General features: G+C 41.6%; 17 protein-coding genes, 1 other RNA gene and 1 riboswitch. Of the genes, 12 read left to right on the top strand and 6 right to left on the bottom strand.

Going from position 1 to position 19,001, the window contains the following annotated elements:
• Positions 1–139 precede the first annotated feature (139 nt).
• From H8B21_RS08265 to H8B21_RS08220, 10 genes are all read left to right on the top strand, one after another.
• Positions 140–3,505 carry a DEAD/DEAH box helicase gene (locus tag H8B21_RS08265; protein WP_190313313.1) on the top strand — a complete coding sequence of 1,122 codons (3,366 nt, stop codon included), beginning with the start codon at positions 140–142 and terminating at the stop codon, positions 3,503–3,505.
• Between the two features lies 1 nt (position 3,506).
• A riboswitch (TPP riboswitch) is annotated at positions 3,507–3,603 on the top strand.
• A 66-nt stretch (positions 3,604–3,669) separates the two neighbouring features.
• On the top strand, positions 3,670–3,876 hold the full coding sequence (thiS, locus tag H8B21_RS08260) for a sulfur carrier protein ThiS (RefSeq protein WP_190313312.1): 207 nt from the start codon (positions 3,670–3,672) through the stop codon (positions 3,874–3,876).
• Positions 3,877–3,904: 28 nt separating this feature from the next.
• Positions 3,905–5,719 (top strand): phosphomethylpyrimidine synthase ThiC, encoded by a 1,815-nt coding sequence (gene thiC / locus H8B21_RS08255; RefSeq protein ID WP_190313311.1) that lies wholly within the window; start codon positions 3,905–3,907, stop codon positions 5,717–5,719.
• A complete protein-coding gene (locus H8B21_RS08250; protein WP_190313310.1) occupies positions 5,716–6,309 on the top strand; it encodes a thiamine phosphate synthase in 594 nt (197 codons plus the stop codon). The genes thiC and H8B21_RS08250 overlap by 4 nt, the downstream gene beginning before the upstream one ends.
• Positions 6,309–7,052, top strand: coding sequence for a hydroxymethylpyrimidine/phosphomethylpyrimidine kinase (locus tag H8B21_RS08245; RefSeq protein ID WP_190313309.1), 744 nt, complete (start codon positions 6,309–6,311; stop codon positions 7,050–7,052). The genes H8B21_RS08250 and H8B21_RS08245 overlap by 1 nt, the downstream gene beginning before the upstream one ends.
• The gene (gene thiE, locus H8B21_RS08240) at positions 7,039–7,659 is read left to right on the top strand and encodes a thiamine phosphate synthase (protein WP_190313308.1); all 621 of its coding nucleotides are present in this window, start codon (positions 7,039–7,041) and stop codon (positions 7,657–7,659) included. The genes H8B21_RS08245 and thiE overlap by 14 nt, the downstream gene beginning before the upstream one ends.
• The gene (locus H8B21_RS08235; RefSeq protein WP_223814915.1) at positions 7,656–8,426 is read left to right on the top strand and encodes a thiazole synthase; all 771 of its coding nucleotides are present in this window, start codon (positions 7,656–7,658) and stop codon (positions 8,424–8,426) included. The genes thiE and H8B21_RS08235 overlap by 4 nt, the downstream gene beginning before the upstream one ends.
• A gap of 12 nt (positions 8,427–8,438) precedes the next feature.
• A complete protein-coding gene (gene thiH, locus H8B21_RS08230; protein ID WP_190313307.1) occupies positions 8,439–9,548 on the top strand; it encodes a 2-iminoacetate synthase ThiH in 1,110 nt (369 codons plus the stop codon).
• A 13-nt stretch (positions 9,549–9,561) separates the two neighbouring features.
• A complete protein-coding gene (locus tag H8B21_RS08225; protein ID WP_190313306.1) occupies positions 9,562–10,272 on the top strand; it encodes a HesA/MoeB/ThiF family protein in 711 nt (236 codons plus the stop codon).
• An 80-nt stretch (positions 10,273–10,352) separates the two neighbouring features.
• Positions 10,353–11,441, top strand: a complete 1,089-nt coding sequence (locus H8B21_RS08220; protein WP_190313305.1) for an MBL fold metallo-hydrolase — start codon at positions 10,353–10,355, stop codon at positions 11,439–11,441.
• A gap of 11 nt (positions 11,442–11,452) precedes the next feature.
• On the opposite strand, the gene H8B21_RS08215 is transcribed toward H8B21_RS08220, so the two are convergent.
• A complete protein-coding gene (locus H8B21_RS08215) occupies positions 11,453–11,977 on the bottom strand; it encodes a DinB family protein (protein ID WP_190313304.1) in 525 nt (174 codons plus the stop codon).
• A 72-nt stretch (positions 11,978–12,049) separates the two neighbouring features.
• Between H8B21_RS08215 and H8B21_RS08210 the strand changes: the two genes are divergently transcribed.
• A complete protein-coding gene (locus tag H8B21_RS08210) occupies positions 12,050–12,964 on the top strand; it encodes a cysteine hydrolase family protein (RefSeq protein WP_190313303.1) in 915 nt (304 codons plus the stop codon).
• A gap of 42 nt (positions 12,965–13,006) precedes the next feature.
• Here the strand turns inward: H8B21_RS08210 and H8B21_RS08205 are convergent, their stop codons facing one another.
• Positions 13,007–13,855, bottom strand: a complete 849-nt coding sequence (locus H8B21_RS08205; RefSeq protein ID WP_190313302.1) for a hypothetical protein — start codon at positions 13,853–13,855, stop codon at positions 13,007–13,009.
• Positions 13,856–13,948: 93 nt separating this feature from the next.
• On the opposite strand from H8B21_RS08205, the gene ssrA reads away from it, so the two are divergent.
• Positions 13,949–14,316: a transfer-messenger RNA gene (gene ssrA, locus H8B21_RS08200) on the top strand.
• A 354-nt stretch (positions 14,317–14,670) separates the two neighbouring features.
• Here ssrA and H8B21_RS20575 read toward each other — a convergent pair.
• From H8B21_RS20575 to H8B21_RS08185, 4 genes are all read right to left on the bottom strand, one after another.
• A complete protein-coding gene (locus H8B21_RS20575) occupies positions 14,671–14,892 on the bottom strand; it encodes a hypothetical protein (protein ID WP_223814914.1) in 222 nt (73 codons plus the stop codon).
• 52 nt (positions 14,893–14,944) lie between these two features.
• Complete coding sequence (locus tag H8B21_RS08195) at positions 14,945–15,304, bottom strand: carboxypeptidase-like regulatory domain-containing protein (protein WP_190313301.1); 360 nt, start codon at positions 15,302–15,304, stop codon at positions 14,945–14,947.
• A gap of 12 nt (positions 15,305–15,316) precedes the next feature.
• Positions 15,317–16,096 (bottom strand): hypothetical protein, encoded by a 780-nt coding sequence (locus H8B21_RS08190; RefSeq protein WP_190313300.1) that lies wholly within the window; start codon positions 16,094–16,096, stop codon positions 15,317–15,319.
• A gap of 591 nt (positions 16,097–16,687) precedes the next feature.
• Positions 16,688–18,865 carry an SH3 domain-containing protein gene (locus H8B21_RS08185; protein ID WP_190313299.1) on the bottom strand — a complete coding sequence of 726 codons (2,178 nt, stop codon included), beginning with the start codon at positions 18,863–18,865 and terminating at the stop codon, positions 16,688–16,690.
• Positions 18,866–19,001: the final 136 nt, after the last annotated feature.

Genomic DNA, 19,001 nt, shown 5'->3' with positions numbered 1-19,001 from the left:
ATGGGATAATGTCGGCACAAAATTAAGATAATATCTTAACTTTACTATAGTAGGTATTGGATTGCTTTTTAATCTAACATCGGATATCTATTTTGTAAAAATTTGCTAACTTATTCAAAATATAGTTCATTTGCATTTCATGATCGGATTACCAAAAGAGTATATACTGGCAAATACAAACATTGAAAGTCTTTCGGTGTTTGAGTTGCTCAAACATACAGCAAGTGGAGATTTTATTGACAAGCGAGATTTTCAAGATATTTCTGTTGTTTCGCTGGAATTAAATGTGGGTGTATTCACAAAAATAAATGTTGTAGGATTTCCAAATGTTGCGGTGAGCCAAGTAGGTCATGCTATTATATCATCATGTTCTTGTGAGAATCCTTCTCCGAAGTTGTGTGCGCATCAGGCCGAAATCATCTATGGTATTCTAGAACGAAAAGACTACCGCATTTTCTTTGATAGGATGCTCCGGTATAAAACTATGTTAACTCAAACAAAAAGTTATGGCTTAGAAAATGAACCTGATTTGGATGACTATTTTCAATTGAGCTATCAGGAGGGAAAAGTTCACATCGAAACCAAGATTAAAGAATTGCTTCCGATGGATGAACAACTTTTCAGAAAAATGCTGTTACCCAGGCGACAGTCGATTTTAAAAGACTTGAACAAAACGGAAACGGGTAAAAGAAAGCTATTGGTAATCGGTAGACATCGTTACTACCAGCAGCTGAATTTTCTATTGATGGAAGCCAATATCACACAAGCCGGGAAAATCAAAAATCCGATAACAAATGTAGATCCTATGCAGTTGGTCTGGAAATCGGATGATCCGCAAGAGGTTAAATTCTATACCGCTATAACGAGTTTTCAGCATAAATATAGTGAACACTATACGGAAGCAGAGCTGGAAGCATTGAAACAGATTGTTAAGAATCCCTTGGAATTGGAGGTTTACTACCATGATCGGGATATCTCGGAAACTGTAAAAGCGAAGTCGCTATTACCTGTCGAATTGGAGGTGCTAAAAGCGGAGATACGGCTACAGGTGTTTAAAAAGGAACCGTTCTATGAGGTGACGGGTGAATTGCGATTCAACGATACGTCGCTTCCGTTCAGTAATGTGGTTATTCGACATGATTATTTTGTTTACCATCAACAGGTTTTCTATTTTGTAGACCATCCGGATATGCTTCGGGTGATTAAATTCTTCAAATCGAACAACGAAATTCTGCTGATACATGCTGCCAAATACGATGAATTCCTTCAAACGGTGCTTGCCCCATTGGAGGAGCTTCTACATATTGATTATAGTTATATCCGTGTCGCGACACCGGTACAGTTGTCGGAAAAGACTTTCCAAACGGAATCTATCATATACTTACATCAAGAAGGTAACTACATCTCGATTACACCGACGATGAAATACGGTTCTATCGAGATTCCTGTGTATTCCCGAAAGCAGCTTTTTGATACGGATCAAAATGGGAATGAATTCAAAATCGAACGTGATAAGGAAGCGGAAGAACGCCTCACCCTGCTCGTTATGCGCCAACACCCGGAGTTTCGGGAACAAGTGAAGGAACGTGAATATTTCTATCTGCATAAGAACCAGTTTTTGGATGAAGATTGGTTTTTGGAAACTTTTGAAGTGTGGCAGGCGAAAGGAGTCACCATATTAGGATTCAATGAACTCAAGAATAATAAATTAAATCCACATAGGGCGAAGATAAGCATAGAGGTAAACAGTGGTTTGGATTGGTTCAATGCGAAATTAAAAGTACGTTTTGGGAAAAATAACGCCAGCTTAAAACAAGTACACCGTGCCATTCGAAACAAAAGTAAATTTGTCCAGTTGGATGATGGGACACACGGGATATTGCCGGAGGAATGGATAGTCAAAATTTCGCGTTATTTTCAAGTAGGAGAGATAGATGAAGAATTATTGAGAATTCCGAAAATCAATTTTTTGGAGGTAACAAACCTATTTGAAAAAGAAGTGTTAAGCCGGGAAGTGCAAACCGAAATTATAACTTTTCAGGAGCAGTTCGCTATGTATAATAACTTCCCGGACGTTCCGGTTCCGGCTGCACTGCGAGCACAGCTGCGGGATTATCAACGGGAGGGATTGAAATGGCTAAACTTTTTGGATGACTTCAATTTTGGGGGATGTCTTGCGGATGATATGGGATTGGGGAAAACCTTGCAAATTATTGCCTTTATCTTAACGCAAAGAGAAAAATATGGACATACAACTAATCTAGTTATTGTGCCCACCTCTTTGCTATTCAACTGGCAGGAAGAACTGTTTAAATTTGCGCCATCCATAAAAACGTTATTGCACTACGGCATGGAAAGAGATAAAGGTGTCGAGAAAATGGGACAATATGAAGTGGTATTGACCAGTTACGGTATGTTGTTGTCGGATATTCGTTTTTTGAAAACGTTCCATTTTAATTATATCTTTCTGGATGAGTCGCAAGCCATAAAGAATCCAAGTTCCGAACGCTACAAAGCTGCCCGACTGTTGCAATCGCGTAATCGGATTGTACTGACCGGAACACCTATAGAGAATAACACATTTGATCTCTATGGGCAGCTATCGTTTGCCTGTCCGGGATTGCTGGGGAGTAAGCAATATTTTAGAGACACGTATGCTCTTCCGATTGATAAATTCGAATACGGTAAGCGTGCCACGGAGCTACAAAAAAAAATCAAGCCTTTTATATTACGCCGAACGAAAAAACAAGTTGCAAAAGAATTGCCTGAAAAAACGGAGATGATCATTTATTGTGAAATGAATGCGGAGCAACGCCGGATTTATGATGCATATGAAAGAGAGTTACGGGAATTTATATCGGCGACTGATGAATCCGAAATCCTTAAAAATAGTATGCACGTATTGACGGGATTGACTAAGCTTCGTCAGATATGTAACTCTCCTGTGTTAGTTAAGGAAGGTCATTCGGGCGATAACGCTGTTAAAATCGACGTATTGACGGAGCAAATCGAAAACCAATCTAAAGGGCATAAAATTCTGGTTTTTTCGCAGTTTGTGGAGATGCTGAACCTTATTAGAGACGAACTGGAGCGGAAAGATATTCCGTTTGTCTACTTGACTGGACAAACGAAAGATAGAGGAGGTTCGGTACAGCGTTTTCAGACGGACGAGAACGTACGTGTATTTCTAATCAGCCTGAAAGCGGGTGGAGTAGGGCTCAACCTCACTGAAGCGGATTATGTTTATCTTGTTGATCCTTGGTGGAATCCTGCAGTGGAAAATCAGGCTATAGACCGTAGTCATCGTATCGGTCAACAGAAAAATGTAATAGCCGTTCGGCTAATCTGTTCGGATACGGTCGAGGAAAAAATCATGCATCTGCAAAAGAAAAAGAATAAGCTGGCACATGAGTTAATTAAGTCCGATAAATCTTATTTAGATAGGCTATCAAAGCATGACTTGTTGGAAGTATTAGGTTTTATTCCCAAAAAAGTATTATCTTAGTCCCACACTTTAGGGGTGTCTGCGTTTAGCAGACTGAGATTTTACCCTTTGAACCTGATCCGGATCATACTGGCGTAGGGAAAAGTAAGATGTCTTCATCGGTGCGTTCTGCATCGTCGTAGCCATTCCTAAAGTTTTATTTATAGAATAAAATATAAACAGGAATGGAACTTATCATCAATCATCAACAAAAATTTTTTGGCGAGGCTCCGGCTTCACTTGAGGAGTTAATGCAATTAGAAGCTCCGGGCAAATCCAAAGGTATCGCCGTAGCCATTAATAACCAAGTCGTACCCAGAACACAATGGGCATCTACCGTATTGCGAGACAGGGATTTCGTTCTCATTATTACGGCCACGCAAGGTGGTTAATTTCCTAAATCTATCAAATCAGCATATTATGAACAAGCAAACAATCACACACAAGCCGTTTCCTAATTCCAAAAAAGTCTACGTCGACGGAAAACTCTTTCCAATTAAAATAGCGATGCGCGAGATTGCGCAGCATCCAACAAGGTTGAGTACAGGAGAGTTAGAGATTAATCCTCCAATAACCGTGTATGACACCTCCGGCCCCTATACAGACGAACATGCGGAAATAGATGTCCGCAAAGGCCTTTCAAGAATTCGCGAACAATGGATACTGGACAGAGAGGATGTGCAGGTACTAGACAGTATCAGTTCGGAGTACGGAAAAGCGCGATTGGCAGACCAAAGCCTAGATGAGTTACGTTTTGAATATAGCCATAAACCAAAGGTTGCCAAAGACGGATATAATGTGACGCAGCTGCATTATGCCAGAAAAGGGATGATTACTCCCGAAATGGAATATATCGCTATTCGCGAAAATCAGCGCATAGAGCAATTGGAAGCGGCGACTACAGCTATGCGTCAACAGCATGATGGGCAGAGTTTTGGCGCCCGCACCCCGAAGCAAAAAATTACACCGGAATTCGTACGCGATGAGATCGCCGCAGGGAGGGCTATTATTCCCAATAATATCAATCACCCCGAAAGTGAACCCATGATCATCGGTCGCAATTTTTTGGTGAAGATAAATGCCAATATCGGAAACAGTGCGGTTTCTTCCAGTATTGAAGAGGAGGTAGAAAAAGCCGTATGGGCTTGTCGATGGGGAGCCGATACCATTATGGACCTGTCCACTGGAAAAAATATACACGAAACCAGAGAGTGGATTATCCGAAATTCGCCCGTACCGATCGGAACAGTACCGATTTATCAAGCGTTGGAGAAAGTAAAAGGCATTGCCGAAGATTTAACTTGGGAAATCTTTAGGGATACGTTAATAGAGCAGGCGGAACAGGGCGTGTCCTATTTTACGATCCATGCTGGTGTCCTACTGCGGTATATTCATTTGACGGCAGAACGCGTGACGGGTATTGTTTCCCGCGGCGGATCTATCATGGCAAAATGGTGCCTGTTTCATCATAAAGAGAACTTTTTATATACGCATTTCGAAGAAATCTGTGAAATCATGAAGCGCTATGATGTCGCCTTTTCGCTGGGCGATGGCCTGCGTCCAGGTTCTATTGCGGATGCCAACGATGCGGCCCAATTTGCTGAGCTGGAAACGCTGGGAGAGTTGACTAAAATTGCGTGGAAACACGATGTGCAGGTGATGATCGAGGGACCGGGGCATGTGCCTATGCACATGATTAAAGAAAATATGGATAAACAGCTTGCTGAATGTGATGAAGCACCTTTCTATACGTTAGGGCCATTGACGACCGACATCGCACCGGGATATGACCATATCACGTCGGCTATCGGGGCTGCTATGATCGGTTGGTATGGTTGTGCCATGTTATGCTATGTGACGCCAAAGGAACATCTGGGCCTTCCAAATAAAAAAGACGTAAAAGATGGTGTAATCACCTATAAATTGGCTGCCCATGCCGCAGATTTGGCAAAAGGACATCCAGGGGCTCAGTATCGGGACAACGCATTGAGCAAGGCCCGGTTTGAGTTCCGCTGGGAAGACCAGTTCAACTTATCACTAGATCCTGATACTGCACGTGAATTCCACGATGAAACGCTGCCGGCTGATGGTGCCAAGGTAGCCCATTTCTGTTCGATGTGCGGTCCGAAATTCTGTTCGATGAAGATCACACAAGAGATAAGGGATGTCGCTAAACAGGGAATGGCAGAGAAATCTAAAGAGTTTATAGAGCAAGGCAAAGAAATCTACTTATGATTATGCTACTATCGCCAGAGCAACCCATAAGAGATGAATCAGCCATTGTCATGGCACTTTTTAAAAGAGGTTTATCACTGTTTCATATCCGTAAATATCGGTTTACCGATACGGAGATGATGGCGTATGTGAACAATATAGATCATTTTTATAGGAAGCAATTGGTACTACACTCCCATTTTCATTTGGCAAATGAATTGGGAATTGAACGCCTGCATATTAGAGAAGAGGATCGGAAACAGCATAAACAAGAAGCGTTCATGACTGGTTTTACCTTATCTACTTCGGTCCATGCCATATCAACGTTTAATACTTTGGATGCGATATGGGATTATGCTTTTTTGTCGCCGGTTTTTCCTAGTATTTCAAAAAAAGGATATGGCATAACCGACACGGTTTTGGATGATTTGTGTCTGCGGTGTAATTCAGATGTGCGACTCGTTGGATTAGGAGGTATAAATGAACTTAATTATACCGAAGTTTTTACAGCAGGAGCAGATGCCATCGCCTTATTAGGCGCTGTTTGGAACAGTCCGAAACCGATACAGGTATTTGATAAGATAAATAATAACAATTTTTCACCTAACTAATGGGTAGACAAAAAAATAGACCGATTGTATTGAGCATAGCGGGATTCGATCCTTCGGGTGGTGCAGGTGTTCTGGCGGATATCAAGACTTTTGAACAGCTTGAAGTACAGGGCATGGCTATCATCACGGCAAATACGATACAAACTGAAAATACACTTTCGTATGTAGATTGGCTAGATATCAAGGTGATACGAAGGGGAATTGAAGTGCTGATGCAACGTTATATGATTACCGTCGTGAAAATTGGGATTATAAAAAACGTCGCATTTTTAGAGGATATTTTGACGTGTGTACGTGCATGTAACCCCGGTGTTTTTATTATTTGGGACCCTGTTCTTAAAAGTTCATCGGGGGCGGTATTTTTTCAGGAAGATGGCGGACGTTCCTTAGCTGCTGTTATCAACCATATTGATTTGATTACCCCTAATTTTGATGAATACCAGATCTTAGAACCGTATTTTAAAAATGATTTTTCAAATGCGCTCCTTATAAAAGGAGGGCATCGCGATGATCATACAGGAATGGATGTTTTGAGGCAGGGTACTGCTGTAAGCGAAATTCATCCACATGCGCCGAAAATTTATCCCAAACACGGATCGGGTTGCGTGCTTTCCTCGGCCGTCGCCGCCTATATTGCATGGGGGAATGGGTTGGAAGAAGCATGTCGTAAAGCGAAAGTGTATACAGAACGATTTTTAAACAGTCATTCATCACTATTAGGATTTCATTATGAAAATAAGTAAACTACAATATATATCACAGGGCATAACTGCTAAAGAACAAGCATATAATATTCGGCAAGCATTGGATCATGGTGCTGATTGGATCCAGCTTCGCTGGAAAATGGCTACAGACGAAGAGCGCCTAAAGCTCGCTGAACGAGTAAGACGACAATGCCAGAATTACCAGGCTATCTTTATTATTAATGATAGCATTGCTGTTGCCAAGCAGATTGATGCTGACGGTGTACATCTGGGATTGGATGACGAGGGGATTGAAAAGGCACGAAAAGTTTTAGGACAAGGCAAGATTATCGGCGGCACCGCCAATACGATAACAGATGTTACAAAAAGAATACATGAGGGATGCGATTATATCGGTTTAGGTCCATATCGCGCAACGAACACCAAGGAGAAGCTAAGCCCGATTTTAGGTCTTGAGGGATATCGGAATATAATTCAATATCTAAAAAATCAAGACATACATTATCCGCCAATTTATGCAATCGGAGGCGTTGGCTTAGCCGATATCCAATCGTTGTTAGCGGAAGGAATTTACGGTGTTGCGGTATCTAAGGCCATAGCAGAGAGGCCGACGATTGTTTCTGATTTTAAAAAAATATTGGAATGAAGATATTAACGATAGCAGATAAAACATTTAACTCCAGACTTTTTTTGGGAACAGGGAAATTTGGTAGGTTAGAAGAAATGACGGAAGCCGTCCGCAGTTCCGGATCGGAATTGGTAACTATGGCCTTGAAGCGTGTGGATTTACAGTCGGATTCGGATGATTTGCTACAGGCCTTACAAATTCCCGATATTAATCTATTGCCGAATACCTCGGGTGCGAGGAATGCCGAAGAAGCTATCTTGGCAGCACAGCTGGCTAGAGAGGCCTTAGAAACCAATTGGGTAAAGTTGGAAATCCATCCCGATCCAAGATACTTGCTGCCTGATCCGATAGAAACGCTCAGGGCTACCGAACGGTTAGCAAAGGACGGTTTTGTTGTGATGCCTTATATCCATGCTGATCCTGTATTATGCAAAAGATTAGAAGATGTGGGTACAGCCGTAGTGATGCCGCTGGGTGCCCCGATTGGCAGTAACAAAGGTCTGTTGACCTTAGATTTTTTGGAGATCATTATTGAACAAAGCAACGTTCCCGTAGTCATCGATGCGGGCATCGGTGCGCCTTCGGATGCAGCGAAAGCAATGGAGATTGGAGCGGATGCGGTTCTGGTCAATACAGCTATTGCAGTTGCAAAAGATCCGATGGCGATGGCTGTAGCATTTAAAGAAGCGGTCGTTGCCGGACGAAGGGCTTATGAAGCTGGTCTGGCGGCGTCGAATGCAGTTGCCGTGGCATCAAGCCCTTTGACGGATTTTTTGCTGGATTAAATAACAAAGAAAATGCAATCATTTGAAAATACATTTCATCAATATAGCTGGACTTCCGTTCACGACCGCATCTACAGTGTTGGTAAAACAGATGTACAGCGCAGTCTTCACAAGACTAAAAAAACAATAGATGATTTTTTAGTGCTGTTATCGCCTGCGGCGAATGATTCGCTGGAAGAGATGGCACAGTTGACGCAGCAGCTCACTCAAAAGAGATTTGGAAAAACCATACAACTGTATGCGCCGCTGTATCTGAGCAATGAATGTCAGAATATCTGTACGTATTGTGGTTTTAGTATGGATAACCAGATTAAACGCAGAACCCTGAGCAGTATCGAGATTATGCAAGAGGCCGCCGCGCTGAAAGCCATGGGTGTAAATCATGTCCTCTTAGTCAGCGGCGAAGCGAATAAAACGGTGGGTATAGATTATTTTCTCAAGGCAATAAAGCTGTTACGCCCACTTTTTGCACATATCTCCATCGAAGTGCAACCTTTATCTCGAGAAGAATATGAAGCTTTGCATGAAGCTGGCGTGCACGCCGTGCTTGTGTACCAGGAAACGTACCATGAAGACGTATATAAGCGCTATCACCCGAAAGGTAAAAAATCAAACTTTGCATTCCGCCTGGATACACCCGATAGGATAGGGCAGGCGGGATTACATAAAATAGGCTTGGGCGTTTTGTTGGGTTTAGAAGATTGGCGTGTGGACAGTTTTTTCAACGCCCTGCATATCGACTACCTACAAAAAACGTATTGGCAGACGAAATATTCTGTTTCTTTTCCGCGTCTGCGACCGGCCGAAGGTATTATCGAACCGAACTTTATCATGGAAGATCGGGATTTATTGCAGCTAATCTGTGCCTATAGGATCTGGAACGCAGATTTGGAAATTTCCATTTCTACCCGGGAGCATGAAAAATTCCGAAATCACATCATCTCGCTCGGTGCTACGACGATGAGTGCGGCATCGAAAACTAATCCAGGAGGATATGTAGTGGATCCGCAATCTTTGGAACAGTTCGAAATCAGCGACGAACGTAGTATGGACGAAGTGCGGAAGGTTATTTATCAGGCAGGATATGAGCCGGTTATGAAAGATTGGGATACATATTGGTAAAAAGATAAAATAGATGCAGACAAACGATATATTTAACCGATACAGCAGACAGATATTTATCGAGGAGGTAGGTGTAGAAGGCCAGCGGAAGATTGGCAATGCCAAGGTTCTCGTCGTCGGCGCAGGAGGATTGGGCAGCCCGGTCTTACAGTATTTAGCGGCTGCCGGTATTGGGAAATTGGCGGTTGTTGATTTTGATGAAGTAGAGGTACATAACCTCAATAGGCAGGTTATCCATCGGGAAAATGCAGTTGGGAAATCCAAGACGGAAAGTGCTGCACATTTTGTAAAGGCGCTCAATAGCCAAATTACCTTTGTTCCGGTCTGTCAAAAAATAGACGCCGAAAATGTCCAGGATGTCATCCGTGATTACGATATTGTGGTGGACGGTTCTGATAATTTTACAACGCGCTATATCGTGAATGATGCGTGTGTAACGTTGAATAAACCACTAGTTTACGGTAGCATTTTCGCTTTTGAAGGACAGGTCGCTGTTTTTAATTTTCAGGGGAGCAAAAATCTCCGGGATCTGTTTCCGGAGGCTCCTAATCCCGAAGATGTGCCTAATTGTGATCGGAATGGTGTATTGGGCCCGCTTCCTGGCATCGTTGGTACGATGATGGCCATGCAGGTACTTAAGGTGATTACGGGCTTACCCATAGTGACCAATCAACTAACTATTGTCGATACATTAAACTGGAATTTTATGACAATTACATTTTGATGTCCCCGGATTATGACTTTTAGATGAGACATATTCCATTAATTTTGGCTGCATCAATGAAAAAGTTTTTAATTCGAAGTATGCAGATTCTACTTGTCCTCATTATACTGATCGTTATCGGTGGACTTATATACCTGCGCCATGATCGCTTCGGTGCAAATGCTACCGGGAATCGTCTTGCGCTGATGGAAAGCAAACCCAATTATCAAAACGGTGCGTTTGATAACTTAGAACCTACGCCGGCACTAGCAGAAGGAGTTACTTATCGGGATATTATCAGAGCATTCTTCTTTACCAAAAAGGTACGCAATGTACCGCAGGATTCCATACCTGTCGTCAAAACTGACTTGCACACTCTTCCTGCGGACAGTAACCTTTACGTATGGTTTGGGCATTCCTCGTATTTTATCCAACTCGATGGAAAGAAAATTTTAGTAGACCCTGTATTTAGCAAATACGCTACTCCTATACGTATTAATGTGCGTGCTTTCAATAGTACGTATAACTACACGGTTCAGGATATGCCGGAAATAGATATACTTTTTATTACACATGATCATTGGGATCATTTGGATTACAATACGTTTATGAAGCTTAAGCATAAAGTTAAACATATCGTCACTGGTCTAGGGGTAGGAGCACACTTGGAAAAATGGGGCTATCCAACCCATCAGATTACGGAATTATATTGGGGAGATAGCGTTGAACTTGAAGGTATGCAGATTACTTCCACTACAGCAAGACACTTTTCGGGCCGTACGTTTAAAAGGAATACGACGCTTTGGTCATCATTCGTCCTGAATGGATCTAAAAAGTTATTCTTGGGTGGAGATAGTGGTTATGGTAAGCATTTTAAAAATATTGGGCAGCAATACGGACCATTCGACTTTGCGATTTTGGAAAACGGGCAGTACAATGAAATGTGGCATAATATCCACATGATGCCTGAAGAGGTCGTCACAGCGACACAGGAACTGCAAGCGGCTTATGTAATTCCTGTTCATTCTGCAAAATTTCCACTTGCGAACCACCCTTGGGATGAACCGCTGATCAGAATTACCAAAGCAGCTCAGGAAAGCGATGTGGATGTCATTACTCCACAGATAGGGCAGGTGGTTTATATGGACAGTATTGCATCGAATAGCGCTTGGTGGGAGGGGATTCGGTAGCTTCCGGAAATCTAAGGGATGTTTCCGCTATATTCTAAATGACGGGCGGTTACGAGTAGTTGTCCGATATGTCGTTGTGCGTGTTCCGCTGCATGAAAAAGCAATCCGATCAACGTGGTGGGAATACGTTTCCGACCGAGATATCGGGTATCTCCCAAAGTTAACGGATCCACCTTTTTTAAATATATAATGGATTGATCGATCTGGTTTTGTAAAGTTACCAGAAGACGCGAAAGGGAGGCGCGGGTATCCTGTTGGCCTTCTTTCGAAAGAAAATCAAATTGTTCTTCGGACAAACTGCGCTCGTCAGCGTAGGTAAACATCCGATCGATTACCCCTGTCATGTGTTGAATATGAAAGGCGATATTGGCTAATCCATAAGGACGGATCCAGATATCTTCATCTTTTAGCTTCTGCGTGTACCGGATAGAATCTTCTTGCACTTGAAGTAGCGCATGGGCGACCGGTTGCAATAATGCGGGAACTTCTTCAATTGGTCCGCGCATCCAAACTTCCACTGATGGTTTGTTGTTCATGTTATTATAAGTATTTTTAATACCTCAAGATAGCCATTAAAATTGAACAGCTCACGTATAAAATAAACTAGGATGAAAACACCATATGAAAATATTGTTAACACCAATCACATCGCTTCATTTGTTAGTAGAGAAAATATAGCAGATATCTTGGCGTTAGCGCAACGTGAACATATCGCACCTGCTTCGCAAGATGTAAAACGAAGTTTACTTTTAGCTATCGATGTGCAAAATGATTTTATGGAAGGCATAGGCAGTCTGGGTGTAGCAGGCTCGAAAGGAGATGTACGACGTCTAACGAAATGGATGTACCATAATCTCAAATCGTTGACCGGAGTGATTTGCAGTCTGGATTGCCATTCGATGATGCAAATTTTTCACCCGGTTTGGTGGTTGGATGAGGAGGGGAAGCATCCAGCACCTTTTACAATTATCAGCTATCATGATGTTGTAAACGGAGTCTGGACAGTAGCCAATGGAGAGACGGGACGTTCTTTAGAATACTTGCGTAACCTGGAATTTGAGGGTAAAAAGCAACTTTGCATCTGGCCGTATCATTGCCTAGAGGGTACATCGGGTGCGAAACTCGAGTCCGAGTTTACAAAGATGTTATATTTTCATGCAGCAGCACGTAACGCTAAGCCTAAATTGGTTTATAAAGGACAAAATCCATATACCGAAATGTATGGCATCATCAAAGCGGAATACGACGAGGAACACTTTGTAAACCATACAGTGCTTAACGCCATCCGTGCGTATGATGCTATTTTTATCGCTGGCGAGGCTTCGAGCCACTGCGTGTTAGCTTCTGTGGAACAAATTTTGGAGCATTATGCAACCGATAGATCGATTACGTCGCGTATTACGGTGTTGGAAGACTGTATGTCTCCGATAACGGGTTTTGAAAACAGTACACGACAGCGGTTTGAAGAACTAAAGGATACGTATGGCATTCAGATCAGAAAATCTACGGAAGTAGCGATATGATAAGAATAGCCACAATTTAAATCGTGGCTATTCTGCAAATTTCTATTTCTTTTTTTTCTTTCCTTTTGTTGCTTTTTTTTCTTTTTTATCCAGGACGTCTTCAATCAGCTTTCTTAATTTTTTCTTGAGTCCACCAAGTGGTTTTTCGTCTTTTACCTTTGTCTTCTTATCAACCGTCTTTTTAGACTTTGGCTTGGTCTTTTTGCTGTCTTTCTTCTTTTCCTCTTTATCCTTTTCCTTCTTTTTGCCAGGCTTCACTTGCTCTTTTATTTCACTTTTATAAGATGCCTCTTTAACAAGTTTCTTGGCGTCGGCCGATTTTTGCTTTTTCTGTCCACTTTTTTCAGTTGACGAAGATGTAGAACCCTTTTTTAACTTAGGGGTATCTTTAATTGCACTATCGGTTTTTGGTGCTACGGTCTTTGTTGCAGAAGCTGCTTTTGGCTTGTTAGCGGTAGCTGGCTTAGCGGGTACAGTCTCGCTTGCTACGGTAGCCGCAGGCTTCGCTGCACTATCGGTTTTTGGCACTGCAGTTTTCGTTGCAGAAGTTGCTTTTGGCTTGCTAGCGGTAGCTGGCTTAGCGGGTGTAGCCTTGCTTGCTGCGGTAGCCGCAGGCTTTGCTGCACTATTGGTTTTTGGCGCTGCAGTTTTCGTTGCAGAAGCTGCTTTTGGTTTGCTAGTGGTAGCTGGTTTAGCGGGTGTAGCCGCAGGCTTCGCTGCGCTATCAGTTTTTGGCGCTGCAGTTTTTTTTGCAGAAGCTGTCTTCGGTTTGCTCGCCGTAGCGGGTTTAGCAACGGTGGTCTTATCTACGGTTGCTGTAGGTTTTACCGATGACGCCGCTGTTTCTTTAAGCGGTTCATTCTCCGGATTTGATTTCTTTTCTGTAGCCATGAAGATATGTTTAAATAAACTAAATTATCTGTTTCCGTTCTAAATATAACGAAAACAAATAATTTTTCGTAATTTTGTAAATTATATAATCATGGGGTCGACCGGAATTGACAGGATAGCGATGGTTATGTAAGCATGCAGTGCATTGTTAGTCTAGCACTTTAATCTGAACTTTCAACTTTATAATTGGCGAAGAAAACTACGCCTTAGCTGCTTAAGTTAGACTTAACATAGCTATTTGTCCCGTTAGATCCTGTTCTTTGGTCTAACATCAGGGGCATCGAACTATAGAACTGGCAAGTGTGATGTTGCTAAGCACTTGCGAGATACAGCAACTACGGAGAACGGTATAGGTAAGTTTCTCACCTTCCCTCTCCCGACAACTAAAGAGAAACTAAGCATGTAGAAAGCGTAAATCATACTATGTTTGGACGAGGGTTCGAATCCCTCCGGCTCCACTAAAAGCAAGAAAAGGGCAATTTTGGCCCTTTTTGCAATTAGATATTATATCGTGGCAATTACGTGGCACTTTTCATTTCCAAACTGGAAAAATCGGTTTTGATGAGAGTAAAATCGTACAGGTTCGAAGCCACCCATCTCCAAGAAATGGATGTACAATGTATGTTTTAGTTTCATGTCAGCGCAATTTTATCTTTTTCGATTGTACTCGTTTTCATAAATGCCGATTCGGCAGTTTCGTCATACGCTATTTCCATCCTGTCTATAATTTTATTTATTGACTGTAATCAAGTATGTGAACAGCTCATAGTCGCCACTTTGATAGGCTACCACAACAGATAGGATGAATAGATTTTTCATTTTGCTATTTTTAAAATCAGTTCTTGCTCTTTTCTTACTATAATGTAAGTGTTTTCCATTGTATGTTGTCCGGAATAATCGCTGTAATCAAAATTCAAATACAATACTCCGTCTCTTAAGCGCCATTTTGAGTTGGTAATTTTTAAATTCTGAATAGCTGATCTACCATCTCCAAATTCCTGTTTGAAATCTTCATTTTTTGTATTGCTAAAAGTCAATGTGCTTCCTTTGATCTTTTTATCCGCTCGGGTGTTTCATTAAAGTCTTCTCTCACTTCCAGCTCAAATCCATATCAGTTCTTTTGACGGCTTTCAGCCGGACTATCGTAGTATCATTTTCAATAAAGTTATATCTGACTTTTTCGCCAGCCTGTCGCCTGACGGATGGAATAGTGTCTGTTTCATATCCTTCTTTTATAAATACCAATGTGCCCAGCCAATCGGGGCTTCGGTCTAATTTAAAATATCCTGTTTGATCTGTCCAGGTCTGTTTCACCTTCCTGTTCTCCTCCATTACGGTTACGCCTTCAAGAGATTTGCCGTTTTCGTCCATGACCTTTCCCTGGTAAAAGTTATTTGCTGTTTTACAGGATAATAGAGTCAATAGTAAGGTGTAAAACATATATTTCATTGAATGCTCTTTTTACTTGTCCGTTATTTTTACCTTATAATATTCATATTCATTGCCATCGTCCTTGTATTCGGCGACCAATCCAAAATAAAGTGTATGATCATCTGTCCAAAATTCCTTTTCTATCACACAGAGCCATTTGCCGGTTTTCTTTTCAAAGATTTCATTTAACCCGGCTATTTTTTGAAACTTACCCCTTTGCTTTTTCTGGATGAAATGTTCAAAACATTGTTGTCCTTCAAAAACCCTGTTCAATCTGTATTCACCACGTGGAGATACTGTTGCAGTACCTGGATTACCGGCATCATAGGTACTTTGCCCTGTGCCTAAATTAAAACTTACATCGGTAGTATGTCCGCCTTCTAAGAGCAGGATGTCATCAGCCGGAAAATAAGCCACAAAGGAACATTCCCGCAACTGTTCCTCGTCTTCAACCAAAGCGCCGTTCCTGAAATTTATTTTATTGATACCCAGATAGCCGTCCGCTTCGTAAAAATCTACAATGCCGGCCAATTGTTTTTGTACGGTCTTGTAATCAATGACTTTTTCTGCAGGTTTGCTGAACTTCTCCTGTTGTTTGGCGGAAGAGAACTGATCCTTATTTATTTTTTCAATTTCTATATTAATGATGGGTGGATCAGGTTTAACAACAGTAACGTTTTCTTTCTTGCTTGGTTCGATAATTTCTGTTGATTGCTTATCCTGATTGTTTTTTAGATTCTGCTCACAGGAAATCAGACCAATAAATAATAACGCTAATATCGAGTTACTTTTAGAAGATACAATTTTCATTTTCGGAATGTTGTTAAATATATAGTGTTTATAAAAGTTGAAAAATTTCGTTTTTCGTATACAAGCCTATTAACATTTTTGATCAATGTAGAAAGTACTGCTAAAGGCATGCCAAATAATCTATTACAAGCTGGGTAGAGATCTTGTTCATCTCACAGAAATGGAATATCTCCCTGATGTCGTACTTAGCGTGAAATACAGCTATGCATCAAAATGGTTAATTGAAAGATTGACCGACTAATCCTTCAATTCGTCCGCTCAAAACCTTTATTTGAAAATTGCTATGGCAACGACCTTCCGACGATTTACATCACATGTCCGAATCCTCAGTTACCCATTATGAAAGAAAGTAGAAATGACGACGTGAAAAAATTCAATTATTAATTGAACCTTGCCCGAAATTCCGAAGGTGTTTGAAGGTAGAAAGCGAAAAATCAACCCGATGATCCAAATTACGGATATTTGTAGCCGAATACATGGTATTAAATTATGATTTGTCACTTAAAGTTGCCAAATGTTAATATGGAAAACAATGCATCGCTAATATTGATCGATTGTGACCATAGTGAAATCCAGTTTTTAGCGAATCGATCAGCAGTAAAAAAAGCATTGGAAAAAAATCGGACGACCATTTTCGAAGGTAATCTGATAAAAACCTGCGTCTCCCAACATAATGCGATAAACATGAGGTGCAAATACTCTATCTACATCAATGAAACGCCCGAATTTTCGGATAAAATCATTTTCAGCATACGCGCAATCAATGATTTCTTTTCCCACTATCCACGCGTTATCCTTTGTAAGAGCTAGGCTAAAAACGCTTCCTGCTATCTTCTCTTCATTGTACTTCTCGAAAGCTAAGACAACGTCTTTGTCTAGGTAAAAATGCAACGGCTCCCACCCGCACTCGGGGGCGTCCGGGATACTCTTCGCATATTTAAGGCCAATCTGCTGCGCCTGTCGATCCGATATTCTTCCGTCATGCAATATTGTCCCACGAATCCGATAGTGCGCGTCTAACCTGATCCATTCCTGAAGGTATGTGCTATGATCAGGTTTCAACCCAATCTGTTCGGCCAGCAGTAATTCCTGTTCTATATCGATCCGAGGATTTTTTTGTCCTGCCCGATGATACACCTCTTCATACAAACGCAGCGTTTGTGGTAAATGCTTATGGTTATTTTTCCATGCAATCTCCCGAAGCCGTCCTACGAAGATCAGCTCCCGTTGTAAATCTTTGCCTTCTACAGCCTTGTAAGCTTGCCATACATCCTCATATTTAAGCTCTACACCCAGATATTTGGCCTGTATATATTTCGGTTCCCGGTGTCGTGTGTCACCAAAATATACCCATCCATCTTCATATAATGGCCAGTAATCGAAGAATGCCATTTCGTTAATAGCCACCTTGCCCACTATGTTGCATTCGATCGATGGTCCGCTTCGCACACGCAGCTCCGCAACCTGTACATACCGATGTGGAGACTGAAAACCCTCTTTGCCACGGTAAAAATATTCCGAAGGTTCGCCGTAGTATTTACTGGCGAATAGCCGACCGACCAGTGGTTGCCGTTCGATAAAGCCGATATCGCCGTTTGAAACCATTACGTGATAGTATGAAGTCGTAGAATCAAGTACGATAATGGCTGCATGGGTTGCAAATACCCCCAAACGCTGTGAGCGCTCACTAGCATCGGAGTAGAGGTATCCCCATGCCGAAGTATATATATAATCATCCCAAGAGACTTTTTTTTCCTGTGCTTGGACGGTAAGGCCGAAAAAGGAAGGTAATATAATAAGTATTAAGACGTGAAATAACGACCTATTGACCATTCGTTTTTTGAATATGATACGAATTATGAAAGTGCAGAGGAAAAAACCGATCTGGTATACGCAAACCAACGAACCTATAGTAAAAAGTAAACCGTGGTATCCTAAAGATTCCAAAAAGAGGTAATTCGTGAGACTATACGTAAATAGCGTACTCAGTATGCCCGCCGCCGTTCCACAAGCTACAAAAGACCAGCTTTGCCCCCTTATTTTACGATCTCCTATCACGAAAATGGCAATAATATAAGGTATAATCAAGAAAACGCATAATAACGTATTGCTGGCCAGTTGCGTACCTACATGGAGCGCAATATCAGTAGAAATGTGCATGTGGTTCTCCTCGTTTATTGCTACGATATAAACTAAAGTCAATGCGACAATAGCTGAAACTAGCGCATACAGGAACATATCCGCCTTTTCTGCCTTATGTTCTTTTATGATGCACTGGCTATGCGATAGTCGACGTAACATTAGGCGATAAGCGAAACGGCTTAAGGTAAATGAAATCAAGGTGGCCAACAAAAGAAAACCATTGATCAGGATTGTACTCGCAAATTCCGAAAGTGTGCCGAAGGGTCTGTTGTCCCCAAAGATAAATGGTGTTAATCCGTAGTAAGAGATGAGAAAGAATAATCGGCCAGCCGTAATTCTTATCAGAAACAAAAGGCTACCAAACCCTATTAGCTGCTTATTTGTAGTCAGCTTTAATGTTCCTTTCTTCAGCGAACGTTGTACACAAACGTAAAGAACCAGCCATTCGACAAGCATACCCAGTACATCCGGAATAATCCATTTAGGTATAAAACTATAGTTAGCTCCCATTTCTGATGACGAAAGCAGTATTTCACCCAGCATATATACATTATCCAGTATATATCCTATTAAGAGGATGAAAGGTGCTGCCAGCGCGCTGTTGTTTTTGATATTGAGCTTTTGCATTACCCTCAAAAGTATAGATACTTGTGGACCAATACAATCCCTTTTTTCCGGTATTTCTAACATTCCGCTTCAAAACTACCGGAATTTAGGGATAGCATGTTTTGGGATAATAGGCTATTTTTGAACAAACATACTA

The sequence above is a fragment of the Sphingobacterium chuzhouense genome (assembly GCF_014692525.1).
GTDB classification, from domain to species: domain Bacteria; phylum Bacteroidota; class Bacteroidia; order Sphingobacteriales; family Sphingobacteriaceae; genus Sphingobacterium; species Sphingobacterium chuzhouense.
This window is presented reverse-complemented; position numbering and strand designations above follow the sequence as displayed.